Below are 23,502 nucleotides of genomic sequence, written 5' to 3'. Positions count from 1 at the left end.
CATCCGGCAAACCACCGGACGCGCCTTCCTGCAATGCCCCTCGTTTCCCACCCCCCAAGCCGGGCGGCGGAGACGATTCCAGAACTCAAAACGATTCGAGGGGAAACACCCATGCGCCTTGTAGCAACCGTGGCCGGCCTCGCGCTGGCGCTCACCGGCCTGAACGCCAGCGGCGAAACCATCCGCATCGCCATCGGCACCCAGGACACCACCATCAACTGCGCCACCGGCGGCCTGCTGATCCGCGAGCTGGGCCTACTCGACAAATACCTGCCGCACGACGGCAAGTACAAGGATGCGCAGTACCAGGTCGAGTGGAAGAACTTCACCAGCGGCGCGCCGCTGACCAATGAGATGGTCGCCGGTAAGCTCGACTTCGGCGCCATGGCCGATTTCCCCGGTTCGTTCAACGGCGTCGCGCACCTGGATGCCGGCAAGCGCAGCCTGTTCATCAGCGTGCTGTCGGGCAGTGTGCATGGCAGCGGCAATGGCATTGTCGTACCGGCAGCATCGAAGGTGCAGTCGCTGGCTGAGCTCAAGGGCAAGACCATCTCCGTGCCGTTCGCCTCCACCGCCCACGGTATGCTGCTGCGCGCCGTCGCGGCCCAGGGCTGGGACCCGCAGAAGGACGTGCAAATCATTGCCCAGGCGCCTGAGATCGCCGGTTCCGCCCTGCGCAGCAACCGCATCGAAGCCCACGCCGACTTTGTGCCGTTCGCCGAGCTGTTCCCCAATCGCGGCTTTGCCCGCAAGATCTATGACGGCGCCCAGGCCAATGCACCGACGTTCCATGGCGCCCTGGTGGATGCCGACTATGCGAAGAAGTACCCGGAAGTAGTCACCGCCTACCTGCGTGCCAGCCTTGAAGCCGACCGCTTGATCGCTGCCGAACCAGAGAAATACAGCGAGCTGATCGAGAAGGTCACTGGCATCGAGGCCGAGGTCAATTACCTGTTCCACGGCCCGCTCGGCTTGCAGACCCGCGACCTGACCTGGAAGCCGGAGTACCGCCAGGCGGTGGCCACGTCCATTGATACGCTGAAGCTGCTGAAGAAGACCGACCGCGGCCTCGACACTGACCAGTTCATCGACGACCAGTACATCCGTGCGGCCTTCAAGCAGGCCGGCCAGGACTACGACAAGGCGCTGAAGAACTACGACCCGCTGCCGCTCAAGGCCAACGACGCGCTCACGGGCAAGCCGATCACCGACTTCAGCCGCCTGGCGCAGATATGGGTGCGCGGTGAAGACAAGGTGCGCCACTACGCCTCGCCAGAGGCTGCCCTGGGTGCCTTGAGTCAGCTCGAGCAGGAAGGCAAGGACATCCGTGCGATCTACGCCCAGGCTGCCGACAGCGGCATCAAGCTGCTGGCCAACCAGGCCTGGTTCGTGCGCAATACCAAGGGCGAGCTGGCCGCGTTCCTGCTCAAGGACCAGGCCGAACAGTACGCCAAGGCCCACGGCGGTGAAGCGCTGGACTTCGTCAGTGCCAACCAGAAGCTGGTCGCCCAGCGCTGATCGGGAGGCACCGACATGACCCGCGACCTCAAGCGTTGGCCCGTGCGCCTGGTTTCGCTGCTGGCCTGCTTGCTGTTCTGGCAGGTGGCGGCCAGCGTCAAGCTGGACCTTGGCCTGCTGACCTTCACCTATGTCCCCACACCGCAGGCGGTGCTGAATGCGGCCTGGCAGTTGTTGACCTCCAGCGCCCTGTTGGCGCACCTGGGCAGCAGCCTGTCGCGGGTGTTTGCCGGTTATGCCGCTGCGGCGCTGCTGGGCTTGGCCCTGGGGCTGCTGATCGGCCGCTCGAAATGGGCCGAGGACACCTTGCTGCCACCACTCGAAGTGCTGCGGCCGATACCGGCGGTGGCGTGGATCCCGCTGGCGATCCTGATGTTCCCGTCGTCGGAGCTGTCGATGGTGTTCATCACCTTCACTGGCGCGTTGTTCCCGATCCTGCTCAACACCGTGCATGGCGCAGAGGCCGTCGACCCGCGCCTGGTGGCCTCGGCGCGCAGCCTTGGTGCCGGGCCCTGGGCGATTCTGCGCGAAGTTGTACTGCCTGGCGCGCTGCCGAGCATCATCACGGGCCTGGCCATCGGCATGGGCACCTCGTGGTTCTGCCTGGTCACCGCCGAGATGATCGCCGGGCAGTTCGGTATCGGTTACTACACCTGGGAGTCGTACACCTTGCAGAACTACCCGGACATCATCGTCGGCATGCTGTTGATCGGCGTGCTGGGCATGGGCAGTAGCGCACTGGTCAAGCGCCTCGGTGCACTGGCCATGCCCTGGTACCGCACGCGGAGGGCCGCTTGATGAGCCGTAATCAACCAGCCCCCGGGCGGATCGATGGGCATGGCCTGTCGATTCGGCTGGGGCAAGGCCGTGAAGCCTTCGAGGCGGTGCAGCGCCTCGACTTTACCGTGGAGCCTGGGGAGTTCGTCTGCATCCTCGGGCCGTCTGGCTGCGGCAAGTCGACCCTGCTCGGCGCCCTGGCCGGGCACCTGGTGCCCAGCAGCGGCCAGCTGAGCGTGGATGGCCAGGCCATCGCCGGGCCGTCGCCGCAGCGCGGCATGGTGTTCCAGCACCACACCTTGCTGCCGTGGCGCAGCGTGCTCGACAACGTCGCCTTCGGCTTGAAGATGCAAGGCCTGGGCAAGGCCGAGCGCCGCCAGCAGGCACGCGAAATGCTGCAGCTGGTGGGCCTGGCCGACTTCGCCGAGCGCTGGCCCAGCCAGTTGTCCGGTGGCATGCAGCAGCGTGCCGAGATTGCCCGGGTGTTGATCAACCGCCCGCGCCTGCTGTTGATGGACGAGCCGTTCGGCGCCCTGGATGCGCAAACCCGCTCGCGCATGCAGGAGCTGCTGCTGGACATCTGGGCGCGCATCCGCACCACCGTGGTGTTCGTCACCCATGATATCGACGAAGCCTTGTTTCTGGCCGACCGCATTTTGGTGATGAGCCCGCGCCCCGGTCGCTTCATCGAGGACCTGCGCCTGGACTTTGCGCGCCCGCGCCGTGCCAGCCTGTTGACCAGCCCTGAATTCACCCACCTCAAACGCCATTGCCTGGCCTTGCTGCGCCATGAAGAGGGCCGCGAACTGCCGCGCCTGACGCCACTCGGCCTGCCAGCCACCGACCATCCGTCGCTAAGGATCGCGCTATGACTGTACGAAGCACCGACAACCCTGAAATTCGCGAATTGCTGCCACGTCTCGAAGCCGATGACGCGGGCATGCGGCGCATTGCCTTGATCGAACTGGCCGACCTGGAAGACCCCGATGCCTTGCCGTGGCTGACCGACGCCCTGTTGGTCGATGGCGCCGACGAAGTGCGTGCCGAGGCCGCGCGCCTGCTGGAGGCCTGGGAGGAACCGGAAGTGGTACAGGCACTGTGCGCTGCGTTGGCCGATGGCGCCGAAGCGGTTCGCCTGGCTGCCGCGCAGAGCCTTAGCGAGTTGAAGAGCCCGGAAGCCGGCCAGCTGATTCTGCCGTGGACGGTACATGCCGATGCCTTTGTTCGCGCCAGTGCCTTGCGTGCCTTGCGTGAGCTGCGCCTGGAAGACGCTGCCAAGCCTGCGCTGCGGGCATTGGAGGATCAGGACGCAGCCGTACGGCGCGAGGCCGTGGGTATTCTCGGTTGGCTCAAGCACGAGCCTGCGCTGCCTGCCTTGGCAAAACTGGCCGAACACGAGCCCGACACCGAGGTACGTCGCGCCGCGATTGGCGCCTTGGGCCTTGCGCGCGACCTCGCCGTATTGCCGGCGCTGGTTGGCGCGTTGCGCGACCCGGCCTGGCAGGTACGCGAAGAAGCCGCGACGACGCTGGGCAAGGTTGGCCATGCCCAGGCGGGGCCGGCACTGGTGGCGGCGCTGGGCGATGGCTTCTGGCAAGTGCGCTTGCGCGCTGCCCGTTCACTGGGCCGGCTGCGGCATGCCGAGGCGCTGGATGCCTTGGCCGACTTGCTGGGCCACGGTATCGCCAACCTGCGCAAGGAAGCGGCGCTGGCGCTCGGCGAACTGGGCCAGGCCCGCGCCTTGCCGGCGTTGCAGGTGGCTGAAGCGGACAACGACCCGGAAGTGCGCAAGGCCGTGCGCATCGCTTTGGCGCAGCTGCGCGGGGCGGCTTGATGGACAGCCCGAGCGCAATACGCAACCAGCGCGAGGCCGGGCAACTGACCGTGCAATGGCACGATGCCGAGCAGGTCATCAGCCATGCGCGCTTGCGCGGTGCCTGCCCGTGCTCGCAGTGCCGCGCTGCCCGTTTGCGCGGTGCGATCGGCGTGGTGCAGGACGATGTGCGAGTAGAGGGCATCGAGCCGCAGGGTTACGGCGTGCAACTGCTGTTCAGCGATGGGCACCAACGGGGGATCTACCCCTGGGAATACTTGCGCGGATTGGGGGTGGCATAGCAGTACCCCCATTCAGTACCTCGGGTCGGAGCAGTTTCAAGGCTTTCGAACCGAGGAACATGAGCATGAACGATCCGTACCAGCAGAGCCTTGATTGGCTCAAGGACGCCAAGACGATCCTGGAAAAGGCCCGGCGTTATCGTGAGGCATTTCCTGACCTGCATTCACTGGCGCATGAGCAGGCAAGTGCTTACCTGTCGATGCAAGCCGGCATGGCGCTGGACCCTGACCAGGTCTGGTGGCACCACTTCCGTGACGGTGACAATCGGCGCGCCCGCTGTTTCACTGGCTGGACGCATCAGCAGGCACCCGTCAGCTCACTGACCTTTACCGATCTGTGGATCAGGCGCCTCGATGTCGAGTTGCAAGACGAAGATGCCGATACGCTCTTTCGCCTGAACGGTTTTTACCGTGACGGCCCGGATGCAAAGGCATTCGATGCGCAGAACGAAGTGAAGCTCGACCCGGTGAAGGTCAGGAAACATTTCTGGGAACTCAACTTTGCCAATGGGGTGCGTGAGCGCACGGACCGGTTCTGGAGCAACGAAGGCAAGGATCTGCCTGTGTTGCTCAAGGTCAGCTTCATCTCGGCTATCGAGAGCAGCCTTGTTGATGGCCACATCACCACCGAGGATCGCCAGCGGTTATGGACGTGGCTGGGCCTGGAAGCCGGGAAGCGCCTGAACCTCGCCGGCTTGAGTGGCCCAGGTGGCAGCACCGAATACGCGGTTCGGCACTACCCGATGCACGGAGGGGGGCACTTGTTGACCTTCGCGCTGCGCAGTGGCCGGTTTCTTCTGTATACCCCGACTGCGGATGTGGTACTGCAGGCATTCGATGACGTAGTAGCCTTGCGCGTCTGGGTTTCCAGGCGGCTGCACGGTGCCGATGGCCAGCACTGGTACGACTCCCTGCACAAGCCTTACGCCGAGGTAGACGAGGCCGCGCGCAAGGCCGGGTTACAGAAACTGCGCGAGCGCAGCGGCACCGGGCCGGCCCCACACTGGCCGTTTGGCCTGGGCGCTGAAGTGTCTCGACCGTTGTTCGAACAGATGAGCGAATGGGTCAGGGATGACGTTGAGGCCAGCCACCGCATACTGGTCTCCAATAGCGACCTGCACAAACAATACTGGCGCCATGAGCTGGGTATCGCGCTCGCCGTGCTGAGTGTGTTCGCCTTGGCGTGGCAGCCCTTTGGCATGGTGCTGTTCATACTCGGCAGCGCCCGCTTGGGGTTGGATATCGATGCGTTGGTGCATGCCCCTACCCAGGCTCAGCGCATCGAAGCGTTCACCTCAGCCCTGTGCGACGTGCTGGTGATCGCGTTTTCGGTGTTCTCGGTGCTGCCCAAGGGTGCCCCTGAACAGTGGGATACCTACATGGAGGTGGACGAGACGTCCAGCGACCTGGTTTCACGCGCCGTGCGCCAGCGTCACAGAGCCTTGCTGAACCAGGCCGACCTGCCCGAGTTCGAAGGGCACATGGCGCCGATGGACGAATTCGGCACCCCACATGTGGAGCGCCAAGGCGCGCGCTTCTACAGCTTCAGGCACGAAGGTGAAGTGCACAACAACCTCATCGAGCAATACAGTGGCCACATGGCCAAGGTCAACGATGTGTTCAGTGTCGGCAGGCAGCGCCTGGCGGCGATACCTGAAGACGAGCTGCGGGCATACCTGGACAATCTGTTCGACTCGATGGAGCAACTGCCAGGCAGCGACGCCAAGGTGCTGTGGCGCGGAGGCCGTGGCCCGCGCGTGACCATCGGGGCGCGCTGGCGGGCTGGCGCACTCCGCCAAGGTGATGTGCTGGTCAGCACCGACGTCACGTCCTTCACCGAGAGCCCGTACATCCCGCGGCGGTTCATGCTGCCCAAGGAGGCGGTCGACCTGCCGCTGGCGCAGGTGGCGGGGCATTTCGATGACCACACAGTCTTGTACGAGTTGCTCGCCGATGGCCAGGCCAGTGGTGTGCCGGTGGCATCGCTGTCGTTGAACTGGCAGGAGGCTGAAGTGTTGTTCACGCCTGGGCGCTACTTCCGGATCGAGTCCGCCGGCGAGATCAGCGGCACGCATTATCGCTTCCTGCGCATCCGTTTGCGGGAAGTGCCCAGGCCCACCGGCAAACCGGTCTACGCCATGCGCAGCGGTCTGCCGTTCGATCGTCAGGCCTACCTGCAACGGGTGCAGCATGACGCTGTGGTCGAGCGCTTCTTCCCCGTTGTGGATTGGACCTAAAGGGCAATCAGTTCGGGCCGCAACCCTTCCACGCGGCGCGCTGGCGGCGGCAGGTAGCCGCCGTCACCGGTGATCTGGTGCAGAACCTGCTCGCGTAATGCATGCAGGGCCACACCGGTACGCAGCCGCGGGTGTGGCAGGCCGATCTCCACCACCGACTTGATCCGCCCTGGGCGCGGCTCCAGTACCACCACCCGGTCGGCGAGGTAGGTGGCTTCCTCGGCATCGTGGGTCACCAGCAATGTGGTGATGCCGGCGCGTTCGCGGATGGCCAGCAGTTCGTCCTGCAGTTGCTGGCGGGTCAGGGCATCAAGCGCGCCGAACGGCTCGTCGAGCAACAGGATGCGCGGGCTGGCCACCAGGCCTCGGGCAATTGCCACGCGTTGGGCCATGCCGCCAGACAGCTGGTGCGGGTAGGCCGACTCGAAACCGACCAGGCCCACCAGTTGCACAAACTCGTGCACACGACGGGCGCGCTCGCCCTGGGTCAGGTGTTCGTTGACCAGGCCCAGGGCGATGTTGTGTTCCACCGTCAACCACGGGAACAGGCGATGTTCCTGAAACACGATGCCACGCTCGCCGCCAATGCCGCTGACTGCCTGGCCATCGACGCGGATGCTGCCGCTGTAGTCGGTGTCCAGCCCGACCAGCAGGCGCAGCAGGGTCGACTTGCCGCAGCCCGAGGCGCCGACGATGGCGATGAACTCGCCTTCGTTGATGGCCAGGTTGAAGTTGCGGATGGCCTCGAACGGCTGGCCATCGACGCTGAAGACTTTGCCGACGCCTTCGAAGCTGACCAGCGGCGGCGTGGTGTCGGCCTGGTTGGCCGCGAGCAGGTGTGAAGCATTGAAGGCGTTCATGCGGTTCTCCAGCGCGTGGCGCGCGATTCGAGGCGTTGGCCGAGGGTGCCGAGCAGGGCGCCGACCAGGCCGATCAGGACCATTGCGGCCATCACCTGGTCCATGCGGAACAGTTGTTGCGCGCCGATCATCAGGCTGGCGATGCCACCGTCCGAGGGCATGAAGTATTCAGCACCGATGGTGCCCAGCCAGGCGTAGATCAATGACAAGCGCAGGCCGGCAAAGATGGCCGGGGCGGCACCCGGCAGTACCAGCAGGCGTAGCCGTTGCCACAGGTTCAGGCGCAGTGTGCGGGCCGCCTCGCCCAGTTGCGGCGAGAGGCTGGCGATGCCGCGCTGGGTGGCGATCAGCAGCGGGAAGAATGCCGCGAGGCCGACGAACACGTTCTTGGCCCCTTCGCCGAGGCCGAACCAGGCAGTGAGCAAGGGTACCCAGGCGAATAGCGCCACTTGCCGCAGCGCCGACAGGCTTGGCCCGAAGAGACGTTCGGCGTTATGCGACAGCCCCAGCAACAGCCCGCTGAGCAAGCCGGCGCCGCCACCCAGGAGCAGGCCGGTCAGGGTGCGCTGCAGGCTCAGCAGCATGGCTTCTGGCAGCGAGCCATCGGCCAGGCCGCTGAATAGGGCGCGCAGTACATCCAGCGGGGAAGCAAGAATGTTCGGGTCGATCCAGCCCAAGCTGTTGCTCGCCTGCCACAGCGCCAGCAGTGCCGCTGGCAGCAGCAGGCTTTGCCAGCCCCGTGGAATGGGCCCGCGCTGTTGTTCGCCGGTGGCTGCTTGTGGCCAGTACAGCAGGCGCTTTTCCAGAGTCGAAAAGCCTCGTTCCAGCAGCGCACCGACCAGGCCGATCACCAGGATGCACAACAGCACCAGGTCGAGCATGAACAGCTGCCTGCCCCAGACCATCAGGTAACCGATGCCCTCGCTCGAGGCCAGCAGTTCAACGGCGAGCGATGAAGTCCAGCCGGTCGCCAGGGCCAGACGCACCCCAGTGAGGAAGGCGGGCAAGGCCGCTGGCAGCAGCAGGCGCAGGAACAGCAAGTGGCGTGGCAGGCGCAGCGCGGCGGCGGCTTCGCGCAGCTTGGGCTGGGCATCGCGTACACCCACCAGCGTGTGCAGGGTGACCGGCACCACCACAGCCTTCACCAGCACCACCAGCTTGAGCAGCTCGCCGATACCGAAGAACAGCATGAACAGCGGGATCCAGGCCAGGGTGGGAATCTGCGCCAGGGCCACGAAGGTTGGCAGCACCCAGGTTTGCGCATGGCGTGAGGTGCCCAGCCAGGTACCGAGCAGCAAGCCGCTGCTGACGCCCGCCAACAGCCCCCAGAACAGCCGCTGCAGACTTATCCACAAGTGCCCCCAAAGCTCACCGGAGCCAAACTCCAGCGCGCTCTGCCACACCAGCGACGGCGCCGGCAGGATCTGCTCGCTCATCCAGTGCTGCCGGCTCGCCACTACCCACAACAGCGCAATCAACGCTGGCAGCAGGTAAGAGCGGCCTTGTGTCACCAAAGGGCCGCGAAGCGGCCCCAGCTGCCACCACGATCTCCTGCTAAGCACTCCATTCATCGGCCATCTCTCGAAGCGTTCCAATGTTATTCACTTATGGAATTAAAAAATCACACAAGCAATATTCAAGAGATAAGAGCATGCAAGCCGTGCATGCGAAACCCCCTCGCCCTTGCGTTTTCCTCATATTTTCCATGCGTTTCCCGCAAGCCGCCCCGCGCACCGCATGAATCCTCGGTTATGTCTTTCAGTTACTAAAAAATGAAGTTTTGATCTTTGTAGGTTCTAACCATACCTGCCTAGCTTCTGGCCAAAGCGCCGGCCATCGCCGGTGGCAGCCTGCCAAGGAGCCTTGCCATGAAAACCCCTCTGCGCCACCTGATCACCGCCCTCGGTCTGGCTTTTACCCTGAGCGCCCACGCAGCCGAGCCGGCCAAGCCGGAAAGCATCCGTATCGCCGTGCCCGACCTGAGCGCTGGCAGCAAGCACAGTGCTGGCGGCGTGGTCGATGTACTGCGTGACCAGCAATTGCTGGAAAAGGAATTTGCCAAAGACGGCATCCGCATCGACTGGCACTTCTTCAAGGGCGCAGGCCCCGTGGTCAACGAAGCCTTGGCCAATGGCCAGGCTGACTTCGCCTACCTGGGCGACCTGGCGGCGATCGTCGGCAAGGCCAACGGCCTCGACACCCGCGTGCTGTCCGCCGGTGTGCGCGGGGTGAAGAGCTATCTGGGCGTAGTGCCGGGTTCCGGCATCAAGACCCTGCACGACCTCAAGGGCAAGCGCGTGGCGGTGTTCCGCGGCACTGCCAACCAGCTGTCGTTCGCCAGTGCCCTGGCCAGCCAGGGGCTGGCCGAGCGTGACCTGAAAGTGATCAACCTGGATTTCAACGCCGCTAACGCTGCGTTGGCCGCGAAACAGATCGACGCCACCTGGGGGCTTTCCAACCTGCTGTCGCTGCGGGAGCGCGGGCTGGTCGAGCTGCCCGTCAATTCCAGCGACCTGGCAGGCGCCGGCAGCACCCAGGCGGTGTTGCTCGGCACGGGCGATTTCATTCGCAAATACCCCGAACTGGTGCAGCGCCTGGTCAATGCCCAGGAGCGGGCCACCCGCTGGCTGCGCGACGAGCATAACCGCGAGGCTTACGTCGACCTGGTGGCAAGCAACGCCAACTGGCCTCGCAGCATCCTCAGCGATGACCTGGCCAAGGAAGACCTTGCCCATTACTTCGACCCCCGGCTCGATGCCGACTTCGTCGCCCAGTTGCAGCAGGGCGTCGACCTGGCCGCCCGCGAGCGCTTGATCCGCCGCGGCTTCCAGGTTTCCGAGTGGATCGAACCACGCTTTCTCGATGCCGCACTGCAACAGCAACAGGCCGTGCAGGCCGCCCGCTGAACCCTCAACCCGACCCAGACCGCAAGGACCACGACCATGAGCAATGCCGCACTAGCCACCGCGCCACATGCCCTCGAACTCGACATCCATCCGGTTGCCGGGCGCATCGGTGCCGAAATTCGGGGGGTGAAGCTTTCCGCCGACCTCGATAGCGCCACTGTCGAAGCCATCCAGGCTGCCCTGGTGAAATACAAGGTGATCTTCTTCCGTGGCCAGACTCACCTCGACGACCAGGCCCAGGAGGGCTTCGCCAAGCTGCTCGGCGAGCCGGTCGCCCACCCCACCGTGCCGGTGGTGGATGGCACCAGCTACCTGCTCCAGCTGGACGGCGCCGAAGGCCAGCGGGCCAACTCCTGGCACACCGACGTGACCTTCGTCGATGCCTACCCCAAGGCCTCGATCCTGCGCAGCGTGGTGGCGCCGGCCTCCGGCGGCGACACCGTCTGGGCCAACACGGCGGCGGCCTACCAGGAACTGCCCGAGCCGCTGCGCGAACTGGCCGACAAGCTGTGGGCAGTGCACAGCAACGAATATGACTACGCGAGCATCAAGCCCGATGTCGACCCGGCGAAGCTTGAGCGTTATCGCAAGGTGTTCACCTCGACCGTCTACGAGACCGAGCACCCAGTGGTGCGGGTGCACCCGATCAGTGGTGAACGGGCGTTGCAGCTGGGGCACTTCGTGAAGCGCATCAAGGGTTATTCACTGGCCGACTCGCAGCATCTGTTTGCGGTGCTGCAGGGGCATGTGACGCGGCTGGAGAACACCGTGCGCTGGCGCTGGCAGGCGGGGGATGTGGCGATCTGGGATAACCGTGCCACGCAGCATTATGCGGTGGATGACTACGGCACCCAGCCACGGGTGGTGCGGCGGGTGACCTTGGCCGGTGAAGTGCCGGTCGGGGTGGATGGGCAGTTGAGCCAGACCACCCGTAAGGGGTAAGCCTAGAGAAGCCCTGTGGGAGTGGGCTCGCCTGCTCCTTCGGTTTCGATTAAGGCCTTCAGCTTTCGGTATCACAGGCAATCAGCTGCCTGACCAACCCCTGAGCCAACGGCGACAAGCCATATCCCACCCGGCTAACCACCCCATAGCGGGTGTAGAACGCCTCTTCCTGCTCCGGTGCCAGGTCGACCAGTTTCAACGCGACCAGGCCCCCCTCCCTCTGGTAGGGCCGCAAGTTGGCATTGCAGGCGATGCCAATGGTGTCCGACTGCATCACCACGTTCAGCAGCGCATACCCATGCTCGCATTCCACCGTTGGCAGAAAGTCCTGACGACCGCTGAGGTCGCTGAGGATCTTGCGGATGTTCGGCGGCCGGAAAGTGGTCGCCAGCGGGTAATCGAATACGTCCCGTGCATGCACCTCGGCCTGCTCGGTCAGCGGGTGCCCGGCCCGGCAGCAGAAGTGCCAGCGCTGCGGTGCCAGCTTGTGCACGCGGTAGTCGGGGTCGGACTCGAACTGGCGGGTATCGGCAACGAAGAACTCGATCTCCTCGGCGACCAGCTTGCGGTTCAGCGCCTGCCAGTTATCCACCTGGAAGCAGGTGCGTGCCGCCGGGTACTCGGCCACGAAGCGCGCCACTGCCTTTGGCACCAGGCCGCCAGCGGGTGCCGGGCCAGAGCCGAAGCGCACCACGCCAGTGGTGGCACCGTTGAACTGGTGGATCTCGTTCACCAGGTTATGCGCGCCATGCACCAGGCGCCGCGAGTGCTCCAGCACCAGCAGGCCCTGGCGGGTGGGTGAAAGTTCCTTGCTGGCACGGTCGACCAGGCGGCAGCCGATGTTGTGCTCCAGGGTCTGGATGCTGCGGCTGAAGGCCGATTGCGACAGGTTCACCGCGGCCGCCGCGGCGACAAAACTGCGGTGCTCGACAAGGGCGATGAAGTGGCGGAGCTGGCGGAGGTCGATATGCATTTTCTACATGAAAACTTTCGGTCGAATGCAATTGATGAAGAGGGTTAGCCACCTTATAAAGGGAGTCACTTATTCCACAAAATATGAATTATAAATATTTATATTTCTTAAAAGAATATAAGCCCGACTGACCGCGATTCGGTTCCGCCAACGGAAATGCTCGCCCAGGGCCCATGCCTCAAGGAGCATTTGCATGTCCGGACTTTCCCGTTGGCCTGCGCGCGCGTCGCGTTTCACCTTGCAACCCTTGGCCGCCGGCGTGTTGCTGGCGGCATCCAATGGCAGCTTCGCCGAAGAACCCGTCAGCACCACGCCGGCCGTGGAGCAGGAAGCCAAGCTCGGCACGGTCACGGTCAATGCCCGTCGCCGTGAGGAAACCGCGCAGAGCGTGCCCACGCCAATCAGTGTGCTCAGCAGCGAAACCCTGGAAACCCAGCGCATTTACCGTGTGCAGGATCTGCAACAGCTGGTGCCCAGCACCAACGTCGCCTATGTGCATGCACGGCAGTCGAGCATCTCGATTCGTGGCCTGGGCAACAACCCGGCCAGCGATGGCCTGGAAGGCAGCGTTGGCATCTACCTGGACAACGTCTACCTCGGCCGACCGGGCATGGCGGTGTTCGACCTGCTCGATGTCGAGCAGCTGGAAGTGCTGCGCGGCCCGCAGGGCACGCTGTTCGGCAAGAACACCACGGCGGGCGTGCTGAACATCACCACGCGCAAACCGACCTTCCACCCGGAAGGCAGCATTCAGCAATCGATTGGCGAGGACGGTTACCTGCAGACCCAGGGCAGCTACTCCGGGCCGATCACCGAGACGCTGGCCGGGCGTATCAGTGCTTATCACACCGAAGACGACGGCTATGTGAAGAACATCCACAACGGCGACGAGCTCAATGGCGGCAAGCGCCAGGGCTTTCGTACCCAGTTGCTGTTCAAGCCGAGCGACACCTTCAACCTGCGCTGGATCGGCGAGTACAACGAAGAAGACTCCAACAACGGCATCCTCAGCCTGTACAGCACCGGGCCGACCATCAACGGCGTCAACCGCTATGAAAGCCTCGCCGCCCAGGCGGGCGCGACGCTGGTGTCGGGCAAGCACCGCAAGGTCAATTTCGATGCCGACCAGCAGGTGACCGTGTTCCAGGGCGGTACCTCGGTGGAGGCCAACTGGACCCTGCCCAACGACTTCACCCTGACCTCGATCAGCGCCTACCGCTGGTGGGACTTCACCCCGCGCAACGACGACGGCCTCAATGTGCCGGTGTTCTACAGCGCCGGGGTATCGGTGCGCGACAAGCAGTACTCCCAGGAAATCCGCCTGGCTTCGCCTACCGGTGGCTTCTTCGACTATGTGCTCGGCGCGTACTACTTCAAGCAGGACCTGGACAACAAGTCCTTCACGTATTACGGCCCCCAGGCAGACATCTGGAACATCACCCCGGCCGGTGCCCTGGCCAACGTCAATACCATCGGCAACGGCCATATCGATACCGACAGCTACGCGCTGTTCGCCCAAGGCACCTGGCACCTCACCGATCGCCTGGACTTCACCGCTGGCATTCGCGGCACCTACGAAGAAAAGAGCGCCTGGGTGACCCGCGATGCGCCAACCGGCGGCGCTGCCGTGACCGGTGCCGCCGCTGCTGCGCGCCAGGGCAGGGTGGGGGCGTACGATTCGGGCGACCTCAACCAGTACGGTTTCAGCCCTTCCGGGCTGCTGGGGCTCAGCTACCGCTTCAACGAGCAATTGCTCGGCTACGCCACCCTGACCCACGGTGAGAAGTCGGGTGGTGTGAATCTGACCGTCGGCGCTGCGCCACGCCTGGGCACCGATTCGCTGCTGGTCGGCACCGAGCGGGCCAACAACGCCGAGTTGGGTCTCAAGAGCACGCTGTTCGACAACCGCCTGCAGCTCAACACCAACCTGTTCTGGACAGAGGTGCATGGCTACCAGGCCAACGTCTACGACCAGATCAACCGCGTGCAGTACCTGGCCAACGCCGGCAGCGTGCGCTCGCGTGGCCTGGAATTCGAAGCCACGGCGTTGCCGATCAATGGCCTGACGGTGAACTTCAACGGTTCGTGGAACGACGTGCGCTACCTGAAGTACGACGATGCGCCATGCCCGCCGGAGGTGAGCCTGGCCAATGCCACCGCCACCTGCGACCTGTCCGGCCACCAGGTGGTCGGCGCCTCCAAGTACATCGCCAACCTCAACGGCGAATACAAGTGGCAAGCCAGCCAGCACGTCGAGCCCTACGTCACCGCCAGTTACGCGTTCCGCTCCAGGGCGGTGGGCACCATCGACGATTCCGACTTCGGCCAGATCCCCAGCTATGCGCTGGTCAACCTCTCCGCCGGTGTACGCCTGGACCAGGGCGACGGCGTGGTCGACCTGTCGCTGTGGGTAAAGAACGCCGGCGACAAGACCTATTTCACCAGCCTGTGGAACTCCGCCAACGGTGGTTATGCCGGCGTGCTCGGTACCCCGCGCACCTTCGGCGCCACCGCCCGTTACGACTTCTGAGTAAACAAGGAGCTTTGCCATGAATGCCAAGACCCAAACCCCTGCGCTGCCTGAAGGCGCATGCCTCACTGCCAAGGTCCCCGAACGCGCCGAGGCGCTGCTTGGCGATGTGGTGGTCAACCCGTACCGCCTGGCGCCGCTGACCGCGATCATCCGCGATGGCGGGCGCAGCCTGAGCGCCGCCCATGTGCGGGTGCGCGGCAAGGGCGAGCGCGGTGTGGACATCGCCTACGAAGTGTCCGAGCGCTCGCTATGGACCTATGGCGGCATCCCGGTATTTGGCCTGTATCCGGATCACGTCAACCAGGTGGAGGTGAGCTACAAGCTCGATGGCGAGCGCATCCGCCAGCAGTACCAGATCTACGCCCCGGCCGTGCGCCTGCCGGTGGTGGCGAAGCAGACCGCCGCGCTGCCCGAGGTGGAACCGGTCAAGGTGGCGCCAGGCTTCGAGCAGCGCCTGTACCTGTTCAACCACCTGCAAGGTGACATTCCCGGTGGCCGTGCCTTCAAGTGGAACGGCCTGGGCGGCGCCGCCGAGTGGGACCAGGTCGGCAACAACTGGATCGCCGACAGCAACGGCGACGTGCGCTGGTACCTGGACATCGAGCAGATCCACGACTCCAACCGCCGCGATGGCCTGGGCGGGACCATGGGCTTCCAGCAGACCCGCGACGGCAAGCTGATCTGGGGGCAAGGCCAGACCTACTCCAAGTTCGACCTGCTGGGCCGGCGTATCTGGCAGCGCAACCTGCCGGACAAGTTTGCCGACTTCTCCCACGAGATTCGTGAAACCACCAACGGCACCTACCTGCTGCGTGTCGGCACCAGTGATTACCGTCGCCCGGACGGCAAGCGGGTGCGCTCGATCCGCGACCACATCATCGAGGTCAGCGAGGCGGGGGATGTGCTGGACTTCTGGGACCTGAACCAGATTCTCGACCCCTATCGTGGCGACTTGCTGGAAACGCTGGGTAAGGCGGCGATTCAGCTGCCAGAAGGTGTACAGAAGCAGGACGATCGGTTGGCCAACGAACTGGCCGAAGGCGACTTGCCGTTCGGCGATACCCCGGGCGTGGGCACCGGGCGTAACTGGGCGCACGTCAATGCCATCGACTACGATGCCGATGACGACAGCATTATCGTTTCGGCTCGCCATCAGGGCGTGGTCAAGATCGGTCGTGACAAGCAGGTTAAGTGGATTCTTGCTTCGCCACAGGGCTGGCCGCAGCACTTGCGCGAAAAAGTGCTGACCCCCGTCGAGAGCGAAGGCTTCGACTGGTCCTGGACCCAACACACCGCCTGGCTCACCGGCAAAGGCACACTGACCGTATTCGACAACGGCTGGGGGCGTGACTTTGCGCCCACCAAGCTCAGCGGTAACTACAGCCGGGCGGTGGAGTACAAGATCGATGAAGCCAAGGGCACGGTCGAGCAGGTGTGGGAATACGGCAAGGAGCGCGGCGACGAGTGGTACAGCCCGGTGACCTCGGTGGTGGCCTACCGGCCAGAGACCGATACCCAGTTCATTTATTCGGCTTCGGTGAATTTCCTCACGCCTGAGAAACTGACCACCACGGTGCTCAATGAGGTGCGTCGTGGGACCCAGGAGGTGCTGGTGGAGCTCAAGGTGCACAGCCGGCAGCCGGGTTCCGTTGGCTATCGGGCGCTGGTGATCGACCTGGCCAAGGCGTTCTGATTCATTCCCTCCGGGAGGGCCGTCGGTCCTCCCATCACATTTCCTTCAGCTCGTTCGTCTACCCTGTAATGCCGCTGTGCAAAATCATGAAATTTTGCCGGGGTGTTCAACCATTCGTTCTTTTTTTCGAACAGCCTATTGTCCAACACCCCAGCAGCCGCTTAGCATTCGTTTGAGATTTCAAACGCTCGATGCCCTGCCTTGGGCGCTTTTCAAACAATCAACAATTCGGGAAGCCGACATGCAGCTCAAAGACGCTCAGTTGTTCCGCCAGCAAGCCTTCATCAACGGTGAGTGGCTGGATGCGGACAGCGGCCAGACCATCAACGTGACCAACCCGGCCACTGGTGAAGTCATCGGTACCGTGCCGAAGATGGGCACTGCGGAAACCCGCCGCGCCATCGAAGCCGCCGACAAGGCCCTGCCGGCCTGGCGTGCCCTGACCGCCAAAGAGCGCTCGAACAAGCTGCGTCGCTGGTTCGAACTGATGATCGAGAACCAGGACGACCTGGCGCGCCTGATGACCACCGAACAAGGCAAGCCGCTGGCCGAAGCCAAGGGCGAAATCGCCTACGCCGCCTCGTTCATCGAGTGGTTCGCCGAAGAAGCCAAGCGCGTCTACGGCGACACCATCCCGGGCCACCAGCCAGACAAGCGCCTGATCGTCATCAAGCAGCCGATCGGCGTTACCGCGGCCATCACCCCGTGGAACTTCCCGGCCGCCATGATCACCCGTAAAGCCGGCCCGGCCCTGGCCGCTGGCTGCACCATGGTGCTCAAGCCTGCTTCGCAGACCCCGTACTCCGCCCTGGCCCTGGTCGAGCTGGCCACCCGCGCCGGCATCCCGGCTGGTGTGCTGAGCGTGGTCACCGGCAGCGCTGGCGAAGTCGGCGGCGAGCTGACCGGCAACTCCCTGGTACGCAAGCTGTCCTTCACCGGCTCGACCGAAATCGGTCGCCAGCTGATGGAAGAATGCGCCAAGGACATCAAGAAGGTTTCCCTGGAGCTGGGCGGCAACGCGCCGTTCATCGTGTTCGACGACGCCGACCTGGACAAGGCGGTCGAGGGCGCAATCATCTCCAAGTACCGCAACAACGGCCAGACCTGCGTCTGCGCCAACCGTATCTACGTGCAGGACGGCGTCTACGACGCGTTCGCCCAGAAGCTGGCCGCTGCTGTTGCCAAGCTGAAGATCGGTAACGGCCTGGAAGAAGGCACCACCACTGGCCCGCTGATCGACGGCAAGGCTGTCGCCAAGGTTCAGGAACACATCGAAGACGCCGTTGGCAAAGGCGCCAAGGTGCTGTCCGGTGGCAAGCTGATCGAAGGCAACTTCTTCGAGCCGACCATTCTGGTCGACGTGCCGAAAACCGCTGCTGTCGCCAAAGAAGAGACCTTCGGCCCACTGGCGCCGCTGTTCCGCTTCAAAGACGAAGCCGAAGTCATCGCCATGTCCAACGACACCGAGTTCGGCCTGGCCTCGTACTTCTACGCCCGTGACATGAGCCGTGTGTTCCGTGTTGCCGAGGCCCTGGAATACGGCATGGTGGGTATCAACACCGGCCTGATTTCCAACGAAGTCGCGCCGTTCGGCGGCATCAAGGCTTCGGGCCTGGGCCGCGAAGGTTCCAAATACGGTATCGAGGACTACCTCGAAATCAAATACCTGTGCATCAGCGTCTGATCGCCGGGTAAAGGTTTTACCTCTGCCAGCGGGGCGCGAGAGCGACGTCTCGCTGGCCTTTTTGACATCGCAGTACCTGGTGGCCAGGGCGTTCACGGCAGTCGATCAACGAATACTGTTCGCGAACACACCCAGCCACCCCCGAATAAAAGCGCTGCTATCGGCGCAATGAGGGCTTTATGAGCAAGACCAACGAATCCTTGATGCAACGTCGTGTAGCCGCCGTCCCACGTGGCGTCGGCCAAATCCACCCGATCTTCGTCGAATCCGCGAAGAACTCGACGGTGATCGACGTTGAAGGCCGCGAACTGATCGACTTCGCCGGCGGCATCGCAGTACTGAACACTGGCCACCTGCACCCGAAAGTGGTTGCAGCTGTGCAAGAGCAGCTGACCAAGGTCAGCCACACCTGCTTCCAGGTGCTGGCCTACGAGCCTTACGTAGAGCTGTGCGAAAAGATCAACAAGCTGGTCCCAGGCGACTTCGACAAGAAGACCCTGCTGGTTTCCACCGGCTCCGAAGCCGTTGAAAACGCCGTCAAGATCGCCCGTGCCGCCACTGGTCGTGCTGGCGTGATCGCCTTCACCGGCGCCTACCACGGCCGTACCATGATGACCCTGGGCCTGACCGGCAAGGTCGTGCCGTACTCCGCTGGCATGGGCCTGATGCCAGGCGGCATCTTCCGCGCCCTGTTCCCGAGCGAACTGCACGGTGTCAGCGTTGATGACGCCATCGCTTCGGTCGAGCGCATCTTCAAGAACGATGCCGAGCCACGCGACATCGCCGCGATCATCCTCGAGCCAGTACAAGGCGAAGGCGGCTTCCTGCCAGCGCCGAAAGAGCTGATGAAGCGCCTGCGCGAACTGTGCGACAAGCACGGCATCCTGCTGATTGCCGACGAAGTGCAGACCGGCGCTGGCCGTACCGGCACCTTCTTCGCCATGGAACAGATGGGCGTCGCGCCTGACCTGACCACCTTCGCCAAGTCCATCGCTGGCGGCTTCCCGCTCGCCGGTGTGTGCGGCAAGGCCGAGATCATGGACGCCATCGCTCCAGGCGGCCTGGGCGGCACCTATGCCGGTTCGCCGATCGCCTGCGCCGCGGCCCTGGCCGTTATTCAGGTGTTCGAGGAAGAGAAACTGCTGGACCGCAGCAAGGCTGTCGGTGAGCGCCTGACTGCTGGCCTGCGCCAGATCCAGGAAAAGCACCCGATCATCGGCGACGTCCGTGGTCTGGGCTCGATGATCGCTGTGGAAGTCTTCGAAAAAGGCACCCACACCCCGAACGCTGCTGCCGTTGCCCAGGTTGTGGCCAAGGCACGCGACAAGGGTCTGATCCTGCTGTCCTGCGGCACCTACGGCAACGTCCTGCGTATCCTGGTTCCGCTGACCGCCGAAGACGCGCTGCTGGACAAAGGCCTGGCCATCATCGAAGAGTGCTTCGCTGAACTCGCCTGATGTGACGCGCTTCATGAAAAAACCCGCTTAGGCGGGTTTTTTTTGTGCCCAGAAAAGCCGTGTGAGGCTATGGTGGTCAAAGGATTCGCTTTGGAAGCTGCGAAGGACTGTGTGTCAGGGATATTCAGGAGTTGGCCATGAGTGCTGCAGACCCCGCCCCACCTTGCGTATTGATCGCCGAGGGCGACCCTTGGGTACGCGAAATGCTGAGCGAAATGCTGCTCAGCGTGCGTTGCGACGCCCGCTTGCACGTCTGCGCCGACGGCTCGCAAGCGCTCACGGCGCTGGCCAGCAAACCTGACCTGATCATCGCCGCCCGCGAGCTGGCAGGCTGCGATGGCCTCGACCTGCTGCGCAAGGTGCGCGCCAAGGGCCCGGGGCTGCCGTTCATTCTGATGAGCAACCGCAGCGATAGCGCCAGCGTGCGCGAAGCGTTGCCGCTGCACCCCACGGCTTACCTGAGCAAGCCGCTGAACCTGGACAAGCTGCGCAAGAGCCTGGAAGAGCTGCTGCTGGCCGTGGGCGAGCAGGTCGCCTGCCCGGTGCCGCCATTGCAGCCTGGCGCCAACCTGCCGGCCTACCTCGAACAACGCCGCGCCACTGCCGACGGCGGGCCGCTGTTCGCCGATGTACAGCTGGCGATCAAGCGCGCACTCAACCCGCAGGGCCTGAACCTCAAGGTGCTCGAAGAGGAAGTGCGCGACGACCCGCAGATCACGGCGGTGCTCATCGCTGCTGCCAACAGTGCCAGCCTGCACCGTGAAGCACCTGTGCAGACGCTGATGCAGGCGCTGAACAAGCTTGGCAGCACCCAGAGCATGAACCTGATCCTCGGCCTTACCCTCAAGCGCAGTGCACGGCTCAGCGACCCGCTGCTGACGCAACATGCCACGCATTTCTGGAACCTGTCGCTGCACACGGCTGAATACGCCCGCACGCTGGCGCGCATGCTCGAACTGGACCAGGAGCGCTGCTATTGCGCTGGCCTGCTGCATTGCCTGGGCGACCTGGCGGTGTTGCGCTGCCTGCAGGAGTGGCGCCTGGCCGGTGGTGAACTGGACGAAGACCATGTGCAGCTGTCGCTCAATGAGTTCGGCGCAGCGTTCGGCTCGGCGCTGCGCACCCGCTGGCGTTTGCCGCTGAGCCTGCGCGAGCTGATCGCGGCGATCTACCAGCTGGGGGGCGGGGTGTATTCGCGGGAGATCCTGGCCCTGAACCTGGCCGGGCAACTGGCGCGCTTGCCAGCGGATCAGGGACTGGAGAAGATCGCCAGCAGCAAGACGGCGCGCTTGCTGAAGATTGGGCTGCCGGAGCTAAGCCGGTTGCGTAAGGTGGAGAATGCTGAGGCCACGGAACAGCAGACACCGCCATCTACCGAAGAGCCTGCATCGACTTGAGATCCCGGGGCCGCTTTGCAGCCCCAGTCAGCCTCGGACTATCTGATTCTTGCCCTGTCGTTTGGCCCGGTACATCGCCGCATCGGCGCGGGCGAACAAGCTGTCCAGTGACAGGTCTTCGTCGGTCAGCCCAGTCAGTCCCTGGCTCACTGTAACGTTGTACGTCTGGTCACCATGGCTGAAGGCCTGCCGCTGAATCTCTCGCTGCAACCGTTCGGCGATCTGTTCGGCCACCTGTGCATTACAGCCCGGGAACACCGCCGCGAACTCCTCGCCACCGATACGCCCGAACAGGTCACCGCGACGTAGCACGGCCTTGCCGCTGTCGGCGATGCGCTGCAGCACCTGGTCGCCTTCCTGGTGCCCGTAGCTGTCGTTGATGCGCTTGAAGTCGTCGATGTCCAGCAGCAGGAAGGCCAGCGGGGTGCCTTCTTCACGGGCGCTGTCGAAGGCCTGCTGGGCGCACTCGAAGAAGTGCCGGCGGTTGCTGCTCTGGGTCAGCACGTCGGTGGTCGCCAGCCGTTGCAGTTCGCCTTCGAGCTGTTTCTTCTCGGTGATGTCTTCGGCGATGCCGACGATGATCACCCGGTCGCCTTCGCTCTGCTGGTTGATATAGCACTTGTCGCTGAGCCAGCGTACCTGGCCGCTGGCGTTGAGGATGCGGTACTCGCGGTCTTCCACTGCGCCCTTGAGCAGCACCTGGGCCAGGCTGCGTTCGGCGAACTCCAGGTCGTCGGGGTAGATGCTGTCGCGCCATTCGTTGTAGTCGGCCAGTACCAGGCTGGCCGGGCGACCGAAGATGCGTTCGTAGGCGGGGCTGACGTAGAGCACCTGGCGGGTTTCCCAGTCGAAGGCCCAGAGCACGGCGTTGACGCTGTCGAGCAGCGAGCTGTAGAGCTGGTCGCGTTCACTCAGGCGGGCGACTTCGCCCTGGGCATGGAGCAGGGCCAGCAAGGTTTGTGCAGCTTCAGGAGGCGGGGTACCTGACAACGGCGGAGGAAGGTTCTTGGCCATGAGCACGGAGCAGTTCTCGACGATAGAGCGCGCGGCCACAAACCGGCCCGCCACGCGGGCGATGTGCCGGGTTTGAGTGGATTTTCAGGCGGGAAGTTCCAGCAGGCACGCCCCGTTGCAGGGCGTGCCGATCAGCGGCTATCAGGCGCCGGTGGGGCGCAGGGAATAGGTTTTCAGCTGTGCTGCGAAGTCGCGCAGGGCGTGGATGCCGCTGGCCTCGGCCTCGTGTACCCAGTCCTTCATGGCCGCCAGCATGTCGTGGCCGTTGGCGCTGGTGCGGGCCCAGATCTGTTGCAGTGCCAGGCGCTTCTCGTAGATGGTCTTCAGCGCCTGGCTGTGGGCGAGCATGCTTTCGATGCGCACATGGTGGCGGTCTTCCAGCAGGCTGGTTTCACGCGAGAGCAGGCGTTTGGCACGGCGGAAGCGGTGGCGTACCGAGGCATCGACCTTGGCCAGCTCTTGTTTGACCAGCGGGCCGATTACCAGCTTGCGGTACTGGGCCATGATCTGGAAGCGGTTGTTGAGGATGGCCATGGCCGTGTCCATGTCCAGGCTGGCCTTGCCCTCGACGCGGTGGGCGATGGGCGCCACGCGTTGCACCTTGGCCAGGCGCAGCAGACAGAACAGGCGGATCCACGCCCAGCCCATGTCGAACTCCCAGCGCTTGACCGAGAGCTTGGCCGAGTTGGGGTAGGTGTGGTGGTTGTTGTGCAGCTCTTCGCCACCGATGACGATACCCCACGGCACCAGGTTGGTGGCAGCGTCGCGGCATTCGAAATTGCGGTAGCCGACTGCGTGGCCCAGGCCGTTGACCACGCCAGCGGCCCAGAACGGAATCCACATCATCTGCACCGCCCAGATGGTGATGCCGAGGGTGCCGAACAGCAGCAGGTCGATGATCGCCATCAGCACGATGCCGCCGAGCTTGTAGCGCGAGTAGAGGTTGCGCTCGATCCAGTCTTCCGGGCAGTTCTTGCCGTAGATGCGCAGGGTCTCGGGGTTGCGTGCCTCTTCGCGGTAGAGTTCGGCACCTTTGCGCAGTACCGTGCCCAGGCCCTTGTACACCGGGCTGTGCGGGTCGTCCGGGGTTTCGCACTTGGCGTGGTGCTTGCGGTGCACTGCCGTCCATTCGCGGGTGTTCTGTGCCGTGGTCAGCCACAGCCAGAAACGGAAGAAGTGCTTGAGCGCGCCATTGAGCTCCAGCGCACGGTGGGCGGAGTAGCGATGCAGGTAGATGGTGACGCTGACGATGGTCACGTGGGTCATCAGCAGGGTGACGCCAACCAGTTGCCAGGCCGACAAGTCGAGCAGACCGTTGTACCACATAGGTGTAGAAGCCCTCGGTAATGCAGGGAGAAAGGCGTGATTATCCCTTGGCGGGGAAATAAAACCAGTC

General features: G+C 63.9%; 18 protein-coding genes. 13 read left to right on the top strand and 5 right to left on the bottom strand.

Features of this window, described 5'->3' with window-relative positions; all coding sequences use genetic code 11:
- Positions 1–111: 111 nt before the first annotated feature.
- From ABE528_RS14150 to ABE528_RS14125, 6 genes are all read left to right on the top strand, one after another.
- The gene (locus ABE528_RS14150) at positions 112–1,518 is read left to right on the top strand and encodes an ABC transporter substrate-binding protein (protein WP_346653301.1); all 1,407 of its coding nucleotides are present in this window, start codon (positions 112–114) and stop codon (positions 1,516–1,518) included.
- A 15-nt stretch (positions 1,519–1,533) separates the two neighbouring features.
- The gene (locus ABE528_RS14145) at positions 1,534–2,316 is read left to right on the top strand and encodes an ABC transporter permease (protein WP_346653300.1); all 783 of its coding nucleotides are present in this window, start codon (positions 1,534–1,536) and stop codon (positions 2,314–2,316) included.
- Positions 2,316–3,167, top strand: coding sequence for an ABC transporter ATP-binding protein (locus ABE528_RS14140; protein WP_346653299.1), 852 nt, complete (start codon positions 2,316–2,318; stop codon positions 3,165–3,167). The genes ABE528_RS14145 and ABE528_RS14140 overlap by 1 nt, the downstream gene beginning before the upstream one ends.
- Positions 3,164–4,129, top strand: coding sequence for a HEAT repeat domain-containing protein (locus ABE528_RS14135; protein ID WP_346653298.1), 966 nt, complete (start codon positions 3,164–3,166; stop codon positions 4,127–4,129). The genes ABE528_RS14140 and ABE528_RS14135 overlap by 4 nt, the downstream gene beginning before the upstream one ends.
- A complete protein-coding gene (locus ABE528_RS14130) occupies positions 4,129–4,410 on the top strand; it encodes a gamma-butyrobetaine hydroxylase-like domain-containing protein (RefSeq protein WP_346653297.1) in 282 nt (93 codons plus the stop codon). The genes ABE528_RS14135 and ABE528_RS14130 overlap by 1 nt, the downstream gene beginning before the upstream one ends.
- Positions 4,411–4,475: 65 nt before the next feature.
- Entirely contained in the window at positions 4,476–6,647 is a 2,172-nt protein-coding gene (locus ABE528_RS14125) for a DUF6543 domain-containing protein (protein WP_346653296.1), read from the top strand.
- Here ABE528_RS14125 and ABE528_RS14120 read toward each other — a convergent pair.
- Both ABE528_RS14120 and ABE528_RS14115 read right to left on the bottom strand, forming a co-directional pair.
- On the bottom strand, positions 6,644–7,507 hold the full coding sequence (locus tag ABE528_RS14120) for an ABC transporter ATP-binding protein (protein ID WP_346653295.1): 864 nt from the start codon (positions 7,505–7,507) through the stop codon (positions 6,644–6,646). The two genes, ABE528_RS14125 and ABE528_RS14120, sit on opposite strands and share 4 nt — an antisense overlap.
- Positions 7,504–9,078 carry an ABC transporter permease gene (locus ABE528_RS14115; RefSeq protein ID WP_346653294.1) on the bottom strand — a complete coding sequence of 525 codons (1,575 nt, stop codon included), beginning with the start codon at positions 9,076–9,078 and terminating at the stop codon, positions 7,504–7,506. The genes ABE528_RS14120 and ABE528_RS14115 overlap by 4 nt, the downstream gene beginning before the upstream one ends.
- 297 nt (positions 9,079–9,375) lie before the next feature.
- On the opposite strand from ABE528_RS14115, the gene ABE528_RS14110 reads away from it, so the two are divergent.
- Both ABE528_RS14110 and ABE528_RS14105 read left to right on the top strand, forming a co-directional pair.
- Positions 9,376–10,413: an ABC transporter substrate-binding protein gene (locus tag ABE528_RS14110; protein ID WP_346653293.1), complete on the top strand. Its 1,038-nt coding sequence runs from the start codon at positions 9,376–9,378 to the stop codon at positions 10,411–10,413.
- A 36-nt stretch (positions 10,414–10,449) separates the two neighbouring features.
- Positions 10,450–11,355 (top strand): TauD/TfdA family dioxygenase, encoded by a 906-nt coding sequence (locus tag ABE528_RS14105; protein ID WP_346653292.1) that lies wholly within the window; start codon positions 10,450–10,452, stop codon positions 11,353–11,355.
- A gap of 58 nt (positions 11,356–11,413) precedes the next feature.
- Here the strand turns inward: ABE528_RS14105 and ABE528_RS14100 are convergent, their stop codons facing one another.
- A complete protein-coding gene (locus ABE528_RS14100) occupies positions 11,414–12,328 on the bottom strand; it encodes a LysR family transcriptional regulator (RefSeq protein ID WP_152956803.1) in 915 nt (304 codons plus the stop codon).
- Positions 12,329–12,521: 193 nt separating this feature from the next.
- Here ABE528_RS14100 and ABE528_RS14095 point away from each other — a divergent pair, with 193 nt between their 5' ends.
- From ABE528_RS14095 to ABE528_RS14075, 5 genes are all read left to right on the top strand, one after another.
- The gene (locus ABE528_RS14095; protein ID WP_346653291.1) at positions 12,522–14,858 is read left to right on the top strand and encodes a TonB-dependent receptor; all 2,337 of its coding nucleotides are present in this window, start codon (positions 12,522–12,524) and stop codon (positions 14,856–14,858) included.
- A 19-nt stretch (positions 14,859–14,877) separates the two neighbouring features.
- Positions 14,878–16,554, top strand: a complete 1,677-nt coding sequence (locus ABE528_RS14090; RefSeq protein ID WP_346653290.1) for an aryl-sulfate sulfotransferase — start codon at positions 14,878–14,880, stop codon at positions 16,552–16,554.
- A 241-nt stretch (positions 16,555–16,795) separates the two neighbouring features.
- Positions 16,796–18,238 (top strand): NADP-dependent succinate-semialdehyde dehydrogenase, encoded by a 1,443-nt coding sequence (gene gabD, locus ABE528_RS14085; RefSeq protein WP_027917646.1) that lies wholly within the window; start codon positions 16,796–16,798, stop codon positions 18,236–18,238.
- A 179-nt stretch (positions 18,239–18,417) separates the two neighbouring features.
- The gene (gene gabT / locus ABE528_RS14080) at positions 18,418–19,695 is read left to right on the top strand and encodes a 4-aminobutyrate--2-oxoglutarate transaminase (RefSeq protein ID WP_152956806.1); all 1,278 of its coding nucleotides are present in this window, start codon (positions 18,418–18,420) and stop codon (positions 19,693–19,695) included.
- A 137-nt stretch (positions 19,696–19,832) separates the two neighbouring features.
- On the top strand, positions 19,833–21,092 hold the full coding sequence (locus ABE528_RS14075; protein ID WP_346653289.1) for a response regulator: 1,260 nt from the start codon (positions 19,833–19,835) through the stop codon (positions 21,090–21,092).
- A 27-nt stretch (positions 21,093–21,119) separates the two neighbouring features.
- Here the strand turns inward: ABE528_RS14075 and ABE528_RS14070 are convergent, their stop codons facing one another.
- Positions 21,120–22,106 (bottom strand): sensor domain-containing diguanylate cyclase, encoded by a 987-nt coding sequence (locus tag ABE528_RS14070; protein WP_346653288.1) that lies wholly within the window; start codon positions 22,104–22,106, stop codon positions 21,120–21,122.
- Between the two features lie 141 nt (positions 22,107–22,247).
- Entirely contained in the window at positions 22,248–23,432 is a 1,185-nt protein-coding gene (desA, locus tag ABE528_RS14065) for a delta-9 fatty acid desaturase DesA (protein ID WP_152956808.1), read from the bottom strand.
- Positions 23,433–23,502: the final 70 nt, after the last annotated feature.

The organism is Pseudomonas sp. TWI628 (assembly GCF_039673865.1).
Lineage (GTDB): Bacteria > Pseudomonadota > Gammaproteobacteria > Pseudomonadales > Pseudomonadaceae > Aquipseudomonas.
This window is presented reverse-complemented; position numbering and strand designations above follow the sequence as displayed.